Here is a 9,704-nt window from a genome sequence, read left to right as displayed (position 1 = left end):
TTATCCAATGCAAGGAATCAGTCGACGCGAATAGCGAGCTATTTAAGGAGACTTATGACGCAGCATTGGATAAAAATCCATATGAAATTCGATTCTGCGAATTAATCAGTGCTTCCCTTAGCAAAGCAAAACCCCGGCGAAGAGCCGGGGTTTTCTGCATTGATTCCTGATTATTCAAACCGTTTCATTCTGTGGGTCAGGGCGCTGCTGCCGTAGAAGGAGTCGGCGTCCAGGTCTTCTTCGATGCGGAGGAGCTGGTTGTACTTGGCCACTCTTTCTGTACGTCCCGGAGCACCGGTCTTAATCTGGCCGGCATTCAGGGCCACTGCCACATCGGCAATGGTGGTGTCGGCGGTTTCGCCGGAGCGGTGGGAAATAACGGCGGTGTAGCCGCAGCGCTGGGCCATCTGGACGGCTTCGAAGGTTTCGGTGAGAGTGCCAATCTGGTTCAGTTTGATGAGGATGGAGTTGGCTACGCCCATGTGGATGCCTTTGGAGAGGCGTTTGGTGTTGGTGACGAAGAGGTCATCCCCCACCAGCTGGACTTTTTTACCCAAAGCGTCGGTGAGTTTTTTCCATCCATCCCAGTCTTCTTCTCCAAGGCCATCTTCGATGGAAATGATGGGATAGTCATCAATCAGTTTTTCGTAGAAGGCAATCATTTCATCGGCAGTTTTAGCGGCATGGTCTCCTGCCAGGTGGTAGAGGCCGTCGTCGCCTAATAGTTCGGAGGCCGCTACATCGGTGGCCAGGACTACGTCTTTGCCTGCGGTGTAGCCTGCTTTCTCGATGGCTTCGCAGATGACTTCCATGGCTGCTTCGTTGGAGGGAAGGTCCGGCGCATAGCCGCCTTCATCGCCTACGGCAGTGGACAGTCCCTTTTTCTTCAGCACGTCCTTCAGGGCATGGTAGATTTCAGCGCACATGCGAAGGCCTTCCCGGAAACTGGGAGCACCTACAGGCATGATCATGCTTTCCTGGATATCCACATTGTTATCTGCATGGGCGCCGCCGTTCATGATATTCATCATCGGTACCGGCAGGTTATGGGCATTCACACCGCCCAGATACTGGTACAGCGGAAGGCCCGCAGAAGCTGCTGCTGCATGGGCAGCGGCCAGGGATACGCCAAGGATGGCATTGGCACCAAGGCGGCTCTTGTTTTCCGTGCCGTCCAGATTGATGAGGATGTGGTCCAAGCCCCTCTGGTCGCTGGCATCCCAGCCAAGCACGGCATCAGCGATTTCGCTGTTCACATTATTTACCGCTTTCAGGACACCCTTGCCGTTGTACCGGCTCTTATCGCCGTCCCGAAGTTCGGTGGCTTCAAACATGCCGGTGGATGCACCGGAGGGAACGGCGGCCCTGGCAAAGGTGCCGTCTTCCAGTGTCATTTCTACTTCAACCGTGGGATTTCCCCGGGAATCCAAAATTTCTCTTGCGTGCAAATCGGTAATTGCTGCCATGCTTTATTCCTCCTGTAATTTGATTTCAGTATGGTCTACATCAGGCTTTATTGTAAATATCAAGCATTGTATCGGGCTTCAGACTGGCGCCGCCGATAAGGGCGCCGTCGATATTCTTCTGCTTCAGGAAATAGGAAATATTGTCTCCGTTTACAGAGCCGCCATAAAGGATCAGGACTTCGTCGGCCGCCTTCTTTCCTGCCGCCTCTTTCACGGTTTTTCGGATGAAGGATGCGATTTCTTCCGCGTCCTCCGGTGTAGCGGCCTGGCCGGAGCCGATGGCCCAGATAGGCTCATAGGCAATAACCAGTTTCGCCGTTTCTTCTTTAGAAAGTTCAAAGAGGGCCGTCCTGATTTCGCTTCCAATCCGTTCTTCCGTCTGGCCTTCTTTTCTTTCTTCTCCCGTCTCCCCTACGCAGAGGATGGGAATCATGTCATGCTCCAGCACCACCTTCACCTTACGGGCCACAAATTCATCGCTTTCACCAAGAATCTGCCGTCTTTCAGAATGGCCGCAGATGACATAGCTGCAGCCCAGGTCCTTCAGCATGGGCGCTGAAATTTCTCCTGTGAAGGCGCCCTTGTCTTCGGGATACACATTCTGGGCGCCCCAGCGGATGAAGGAGCGGTCCAGGAAGAAACGGGCTATGGGAATATCCGTAAAGGGAGGACAGAAAAGAAGCTCGGTCCCCTCCTTTTTTTGAATTTTGAAGGCTTTGAAAAATTTCTCTGCTTCCGTCACGGTGAGATTCATTTTCCAGTTGCCTGCAATCAGGGTTTTACGCAAACAGAATCACTCCTTGTCCGCCAGTACCGCCACGCCGGGAAGAACCATGCCTTCCAGCATTTCCAGGGAGGCGCCGCCGCCGGTGGATACATGGGAAAATTTATCTTCAATGCCCAGCTGGTCCACCACGGAAGCGGACTCGCCGCCGCCGATGACGGTGGTGGCATGAAGGTTTGCCATGGCTTCTGCAATGGCAAAGGTGCCCCTTGCAAAGGGTTTCATTTCAAACACGCCCATGGGGCCGTTCCATACGACGGTCTTCATTTTCTTCAATGTTTCCACATAAAGTTCGATGGTTTTAGGACCGATATCCAGTGCCATCCAGGGGCTCTTGAATTCGGAAGCCGAGAGGACTTTGGTTTCTGCCTTTTCAGAGAAGGAATCGCCGGCCATGAAATCCACGGGCAGCATGATTTCCGAACCCATTTCATGGGCCTTCTTCATCAGGTTCCTGGCCAGGTCGAAACGGTCCCGGTCCTGCAGGGACTGGCCCATGTCATAGCCCTGGGCAGCCACGAAGGTATTGGCCATGCCGCCGCCGATGAGGATGACGTCCGCCTTTTCCATAAGGTTGGCAATGACCTGGATTTTATCGCTGATTTTGGCTCCGCCGATAATGGCAGCAAAAGGCCTTTCCGGATGTTCGATGACGCCGTCCAGGAAATCAATTTCCTTCTTCAAAAGAAGGCCGGACACCATGGGCATGAGTCTGCCTACACCTACCACGGAGGCATGGACGCGGTGGGATACACCGAAGGCATCGTTCACTGCCAGATCGCAGCCCTCAGCCAGGGCTTTGGCAAATTCGGGATCGTTCTTTTCTTCTTCCTTGTGGAAACGAAGATTTTCGAGAAGAAGCACCTGTCCCGGCTGAAGGCTCTTTTTCATGGCAGAGGCCTTTTCTCCTACGCAGTCATCTGCAAAGAGCACTTCCTGGGAAAGCAGTTCGGACAGCCGTTTGGCACAGGGAGCAAGGGACAGGTCCTTCACCACTGCTCCCTTGGGGCGCCCCATATGACTTGCCAGCACCACCGCAGCCCCCTTATCCAGGAGGTAGCGGATGGTAGGAATGGTAGCCCGGATACGGCGGTCATCCAGGATGTGGCCGTCCTTATCATGGGGCACGTTATAGTCCACACGGACATACACTGTTTTTCCTTCCGGTTTCAAATCATACACGGTCTGCTTGTTCATAATCAAAGTCCTTTCGATGCTACATACTTAACAAGGTCAATGATTCTCATGGAATAGCCCCATTCATTGTCGTACCAGGCAATGACCTTCACCAGATTGCCTTCCATCACCATGGTGAGGAGACTGTCTACGGTGGAGCTTACGTCGGTAGTGAGGAAGTCACTGGAAACCAGGGGTTCATCGGTGTAAGCCAGGATACCCTTCAGCTCTCCTTCGGACGCTTCCTTCAGTGCTGCATTGACCTCTTCCTTCGTCACATTCTTGGACAGTTCCACCACCAGATCCACCAGGGATACATCGGGAGTAGGCACGCGGATGGCCAGACCGTTCAGCTTGCCCTTCAGTTCAGGAATGACAATGCCGATGGCTTTGGCTGCGCCGGTGGAGGTGGGGATGATATTTTCCGCTGCTGCCCTGCCTCTTCTGGGGTCCTTCTTATGGGCCTTTTCCAGAATGGCCTGGTCATTGGTGTAGGAATGGACGGTGGTCATGAGGCCCCGTTTAATATGGAATTTTTCATGGAGAACCTTCACCACCGGTGCCAGGCAGTTGGTGGTGCAGGATGCGTTGGAAATAATATTGTCCTTTTCCGGGTCATAGGTATTTTCGTTGACACCCATAACGATGGTGGCATCATCATCCTTGCCGGGAGCAGTAATGATGACTTTCTTCACCGTTCCTTTGATATGCTTGCCGGCACTTACTTTGTCCTTCAGCTTGCCGGTGGATTCCACCACGATTTCAACGCCATAGGCACTCCAGTCCAGATGTTCAGGATCCCTGTCATGGAATACATGGACCCGTTTTCCTTCGATAATCAGGTCGTCCCCGTCGATTTCCACCTTCTTGCCCAGGCGTCCATGGACGGAATCATACTTCAGAAGATAGGCAGCCGTCTCCACACCGCTGGGGTTATTGATGGCCACCACGTCCAGGTCATCCCTGTCCAGCATGCCGCGGAATACCAGTCTGCCGATTCTGCCAAATCCGTTAATACCAATCTTTGTCATAATGTTAGTACCCTCCTGTGATTGACTTGGAAAGCACCGGTTCATAAAAATGACCCGGCCGCTCCCTGTATGATTGCTTTACCTGCACCCTCATCAGTAATCAGGGTCCCCCGTATACCGGCTCTGGCCATGGCAAGAATGGCGGGGCCCTTGTGACTGCCTCCGGCTGCAATTAAGACATGGGGAATGGAAGAAATATCTTCCAGGGAAATCCCGGCATTATAGAGACGGTAGAGAATCTTCCCGTGAATGTCCGCATAGAGACCCAGGGCTTCCCCTGCTGCCTTTTCCCTGACCAGACGCTCCCTTACATCCTCCGGAATTTCCAGCCATTTAGACCGGTCAGAAGGCTCATCCACTCCTGTCACCAGGATATCCGTCCTGGCAAGAAGCCCTTCGATTTCGCCGAACCGGGGCAGTTCCTTCTTCACCTGAAGGAAAAGTTCCGGGCTCAAACCGTCAGGAATATGGATGATGTGATACTCACCGCCCAGCTTCTCAGCCATGCGGGCCGCCACGAAATTCGGCAGGTATTCCACCCGGTTTCCAAAACCGCCGCGGGCAGGAACCACATCCACCTTCATATGAAGGGAAGGAAGTGCTTCCGCCATGCCTGCAATAATCGGGCCGCCGCCTACGGCGGTGACAAAGCCGTCCCGGAGAAGGCGAAGCAGCACAAGAGCTGCCTCCTGGCTGATTTCATTCTTCACAGCCTCTGATCCGTCCGAATCCCCTCTCACCACGATAACCTTTTCCATGGAAAGAATCTGCCGCAGCTTTTTTTCCATGTCCGAAAGAGACGGACTTTTCTGGAAATAGGGAGCCAAAGGCTCAATCAGCGATTCCCCCTTGGTGGTGAGACTTATACCCGAAGGACGAGAAAAAAGAAGACCTGACTCTTCCATTTTTTCAATGTGTTTGCGGACCGTGTTTTCAGAAAGCTTTGTCTGCATGGAGAGAAGGTGTCTCCCCACCGGTCCGTTATCGTGAATCTGCCGAAGAATCTCATACCGCTCCTGGGCCTCTGCCATCATTTCCGGCAGGAGGAGCATCATCAAAGAATCTTCTTTCAACCATATCACTTCCATCCATTAAAAAGTACGGAATCATGCCAAGTCTTACCTTTTACAGTATATCACGCCGCCATTAATACTACAACATCTATGTAAAAATATAGTAATACGTATACTCTACATTTCAAAAGTATACATATTACTATGATCTGCTTCCCTCTTCCATTGGAAAAATATTGAAAAGCCCCAAGAAATATGGGCAAAAAGAAGGGCCTTCACTCACTGCTTTTTCCATCAATACAAATAAATCATTGCTTCTTAAAATTGAATGAGTTTTCGGCATGAAAATTTTCCGAAAAAATAGAAAGATTTTTCTCATCTGAACCATGGCATCCACATAAAAAACGGATATAATAAGGGCAGAACTATGATATTCATGTAAGGGAGGAATCACTATGCCATGGAAAACAAAACTGACAACACTTTTATCCATTGATTATCCCATTATCCAGGGAGGCATGGCCTATATTTCCGACGGCCTCCTGGCTGCCGCCATGGCCCATGCAGGCTGCGCAGGGGTCATCGGTTCCGGCGGTTTCACCACCGACGAAGTACGGGACAATATCCGCCGGGCCAAAGACATTCTGGGGCCTAAAGGCGTCTATGGAGTAAACCTCATGCTCCAGGCCCCCAACAAAGACGACGTGGCCCAGGTCATCTGCGATGAAAAGGTGCCCTTCGTCACCCTGGGTGCAGGGAATCCGGTGCCCTGGTTCGATGACCTCCACCATGCCGGCGTGAAATGCATTCCCGTGGTGCCTAACGTGAAACTGGCCAAACGGGTGCAGGACGCCGGTGCCGATGCCTTGGTGGTGGAAGGCATGGAAGCCGGTGGCCACGATGGAAAACTCACCCTCATGGCCCTTCTGGAAAATGTACTGCCGGATATTGAAATCCCCCTCATCGCCGCCGGCGGCATCGTAGACGGAAGAGGCATCGCTGCTGCCCTCATCATGGGCGCCTCCGGCGTCCAGATGGGCACCCGTTTCCTTCTCGCCGAAGAATGCCGCCTCCACCCCAAAGCCAAAGAAGCCATCATCAAAGCAAAGGACACGGACTCCACCGTCACCGGATTCACCACCGGCGACAGCGTGAGAGGCCTCAAGAATGCGTTCTCTGAGAAATACCTGAAAGCAGAATACAGCGGAGCTCCCCTGGAAGAACTCATCGCCCTGGCCACAGGCACCACCAGAAAAGGTGCCGTGGAAGGAGATACGGAAAACGGCTACGTCCTGGCAGGCATGTCCCTCACCCACCTCACCAAAATCCAGCCGGTAGAAGAAATCGTGGAAGACCTGGTTTCGGAAACGGAAAGGAGACTGGCCGGAGCTAAGGGGCTGATTTGAGTTATATGCCCTGTAGGAAGGAAGGGGGCGCGGCTGCGCCGCAGGTTGTGTAGAAAGGTTGTGTTCGCTTCGCTCAGGGGGCAAGAATAGAAGGTTCAGAGGGGAAGGTATCGCCCATGGAGCCACTCCGTGGCAGGGTTCAAAGGGTTCAGAAGGTTCAAAGGGTTCAGAGGGGAAGGTATCGCCGCTTCGCGGCGATGAGTATGTATGCTGCCTGGCGGCAGCCAAAACCGTACAACCGGACCTGCGGCCCGTCGGAAATGCACCCCTATCCCCGCCTGCGGCGGTACTTCCCCCGGAGGGGGAAGTTTTAGCGACGCTATTCAATGAGCAACTAAAGTTAGCACAAGGGAAAGCATAGAGCAAATCTCCCCCTCCGGGGGAGACGCCGCCGCAGGCGGCAGAAGGGGTGCATTTCCCCGCGCCATAGGCGCGGTTGTATGGTTTTCCCTCGCCCGTAAGGGCGGTTGCAAAGGTTTTATTCATAATGGCGGCGGAGCCGCCCACCTTCACCCTCTGAACCCTTTGCACCCTTTGAACCCTCTGAACCCTCACGCCCGCAAGGGCGTGTCAAAAAAGCCATGAAATGATGTCTCATTTGAGATTCCATTTCATGGCTTTTCATATTTCCTATGATATTTACTATTAGGGAAACGCTGATTAAATCGTTATCGGATTTCATTCTTGTATTTTTATCCAATGCAAGGAATCAGTCGACGCGAATAGCGAGCTATTTAAGGAGACTTATGACGCCACATTGGATAAAAATACTTATGAAATTCGATTCTGCGAATTAATCAGTGCTTCCCTAGATTTTAAAGCTCAGCTTTTCTACTGCTGCTGCCAGTTTAGGGCCGATTTTCGGAACGCCCGCAACGTCTTCCGGCTTCACGGCCCGAATGACGACGATGGCTGTGAGGTACACCACACCGCCTACGCAGATGGCTGCCAGGGTGGCCAGGGTGTTGCTGTGGATGAAGCCGAAGGCTCCGTGGTATACGCCCAGCACTACGGCGCCCATGATACCGGCGGCGATGAAGAGTTTCACCGTGTGGAGGATATCCATGGTATATTTTCTGTATTTATAGAGGAAAACCAGGTTCAGCACCGCAGCTACGCCGAAGTCCGCATTGGTGGCCCAGGCTGCGCCCAGCACGCCCCAGGCGGGGAGAGCGGTGAGGTTCCAGGAAAGAAGAACCTTCACGGAAGCAGAAATAACCATATTAATGAAAGGAATGGCTGTTTTTCCCATGCCCTGCAGGACACCGGTGGTAACCTGCTGCACGCCCAGAAGGAACACGCCGAAGCTCATCACCGCAATGCAGGGGCCCGCATCAGGGGTGGCGTAAAGCATGGCGGAAATGGGGGTGGCAATGACGCACATGCCCACGAAGGCAGGAATGGTAATAAGGTTGGCCAGACGCATGGCGGTGTCGGTCCTCTTCATCACCACATCGCCCCTTTTCTGGGCAATGGCTTCAGAAATAACGGGCACCAGGCTGGCTGCCAGAGAAGCAGTCACAATGGTAGGCATGTTCACCAGGGCCGTAGCCATGCCGGTGAGATAGCCGAAGAGTGTGGTCGCCTCTTCCACCGCAAAACCTGCCACTTCCAGACGGCGGGGAACGATGAAAAGATCGATATTGGACACGATAGGCAGCATAATATTGGCCAGGGAAACAGGAATGGCCAGTACCAGGAGCCTTTTGATGATATGTAGAGCGCTCTGAGGTTTGATGGAAGGATCCTGCTCGGAAGCCAGTTCTTTCCGCCAGCTGCGGGTCATGTAATAGAAACCGATGAGCACCACGATACCCATGAAAGCACCGGGAGCCGCGCCCAGCGTAGCACCGGCAGCACCAAATTCAAGGCCGTAGGGCAGGAGGACGACTGCAAAGGCAATCATGGTTACCACCCGCACCACCTGTTCCAGAATCTGGGACACCGCCGTAGGGGTCATGAGCTGGAGCCCCTGGAAATACCCGCGAAGCGTGGCCAGAAGGGTGGCACAGAATACGGCAGGAGACAGGGCCAGAAGGGACCAGTAAGCACGGGGGTCACGGACAATGCCCGTATCCACCAGCCACTGGGCGCCGAAGAAAAGAAGGACGCTGAAAAAGAGCCCTGTCAGCACCAGCGCCGCCATGGAAATACGGAATACCTTCTGTCCGCCATTATAGTCATTCACCGCATTTCGTTCCGCCACCATGATAGAAATGGCCACCGGAAGGCCGGCGGAAGAAACGGAGAGGCAGAGAAGATAAATTGGATAGGCCATCTGGTAAAGGCCGATTCCTTCCCCGCCTAAAAGCCGGGACAGATAAATACGACTGAAAGCACCGATAAATTTAACGATAATACCAGCCACCGTCAAAATCAGGGCACCTTGGATAAATGAATTCTTACGCATTTTTCACCTGTTTCAATAGGAAATATGATTCACAACTCATATAGTCATATCAGATTTCAGAAAGATTGTAAAGCTCTGGGGCTCAATTATTGTAAAAAGTTTATGAACTTGAAGGCTCTGTGTCCTTTGGGCACAGAAGGGGCGCCGCTGCGCCGCAGGTTGTGTATCGCTGGCGCTCAAGGGGCAAGGCCAAAGGGTTCAGAGGGTTCATAAGGTTCAGAGGGTTCAGAGGGGAAGGTATCGCCTGACGGCGATGAGTTTTATATGCTGCCTGGCGGCAGCGAAAACCTAACAACCTCGCTTCGCTCGATGGAAATGCACCCCTTTTGGTGCTGCGCACCACTTCTCCTAAAGGGAAGCATGTCACTGGATTCTCAGTCGCCTACGGCTCCCTACGAATCCAGTTCCTTTGCCACCC

7 protein-coding genes are annotated in these 9,704 nt (G+C 53.0%); 1 reads left to right on the top strand and 6 read right to left on the bottom strand.

The genetic code is table 11. The annotated features are described in order from the left end of the window. Positions 1-170: 170 nt before the first annotated feature. Genes eno through QZQ29_RS07560 form a run of 5 tightly spaced genes read right to left on the bottom strand, consistent with a single transcriptional unit; the run spans position 171 to position 5,530 of the window. Entirely contained in the window at positions 171-1,466 is a 1,296-nt protein-coding gene (eno, locus tag QZQ29_RS07580; protein ID WP_296961968.1) for a phosphopyruvate hydratase, read from the bottom strand. 40 nt (positions 1,467-1,506) lie between these two features. Continuing rightward, positions 1,507-2,253, bottom strand: a complete 747-nt coding sequence (gene tpiA / locus QZQ29_RS07575) for a triose-phosphate isomerase (RefSeq protein WP_296961966.1) — start codon at positions 2,251-2,253, stop codon at positions 1,507-1,509. A 6-nt stretch (positions 2,254-2,259) separates the two neighbouring features. Beyond that, entirely contained in the window at positions 2,260-3,447 is a 1,188-nt protein-coding gene (locus tag QZQ29_RS07570) for a phosphoglycerate kinase (protein ID WP_296961945.1), read from the bottom strand. Positions 3,448-3,449: 2 nt separating this feature from the next. After that, complete coding sequence (gene gap, locus QZQ29_RS07565; protein ID WP_296961942.1) at positions 3,450-4,457, bottom strand: type I glyceraldehyde-3-phosphate dehydrogenase; 1,008 nt, start codon at positions 4,455-4,457, stop codon at positions 3,450-3,452. A 41-nt stretch (positions 4,458-4,498) separates the two neighbouring features. Then, positions 4,499-5,530, bottom strand: coding sequence for a sugar-binding domain-containing protein (locus tag QZQ29_RS07560; protein ID WP_296961939.1), 1,032 nt, complete (start codon positions 5,528-5,530; stop codon positions 4,499-4,501). A 395-nt stretch (positions 5,531-5,925) separates the two neighbouring features. On the opposite strand from QZQ29_RS07560, the gene QZQ29_RS07555 reads away from it, so the two are divergent. Further along, positions 5,926-6,876 (top strand): nitronate monooxygenase, encoded by a 951-nt coding sequence (locus QZQ29_RS07555; protein ID WP_296961937.1) that lies wholly within the window; start codon positions 5,926-5,928, stop codon positions 6,874-6,876. Positions 6,877-7,684: 808 nt separating this feature from the next. On the opposite strand, the gene QZQ29_RS07550 is transcribed toward QZQ29_RS07555, so the two are convergent. Beyond that, the gene (locus tag QZQ29_RS07550; protein WP_296961934.1) at positions 7,685-9,286 is read right to left on the bottom strand and encodes a polysaccharide biosynthesis protein; all 1,602 of its coding nucleotides are present in this window, start codon (positions 9,284-9,286) and stop codon (positions 7,685-7,687) included. Positions 9,287-9,704 lie beyond the last annotated feature (418 nt).

It is taken from the genome of uncultured Dialister sp. (assembly GCF_900538805.1).
In the GTDB taxonomy this organism is placed as follows: domain Bacteria; phylum Bacillota; class Negativicutes; order Veillonellales; family Dialisteraceae; genus Dialister.
The sequence above is the reverse complement of the archived record's forward strand: the minus strand, read 5'-3'. Positions and strand labels throughout refer to the sequence as shown.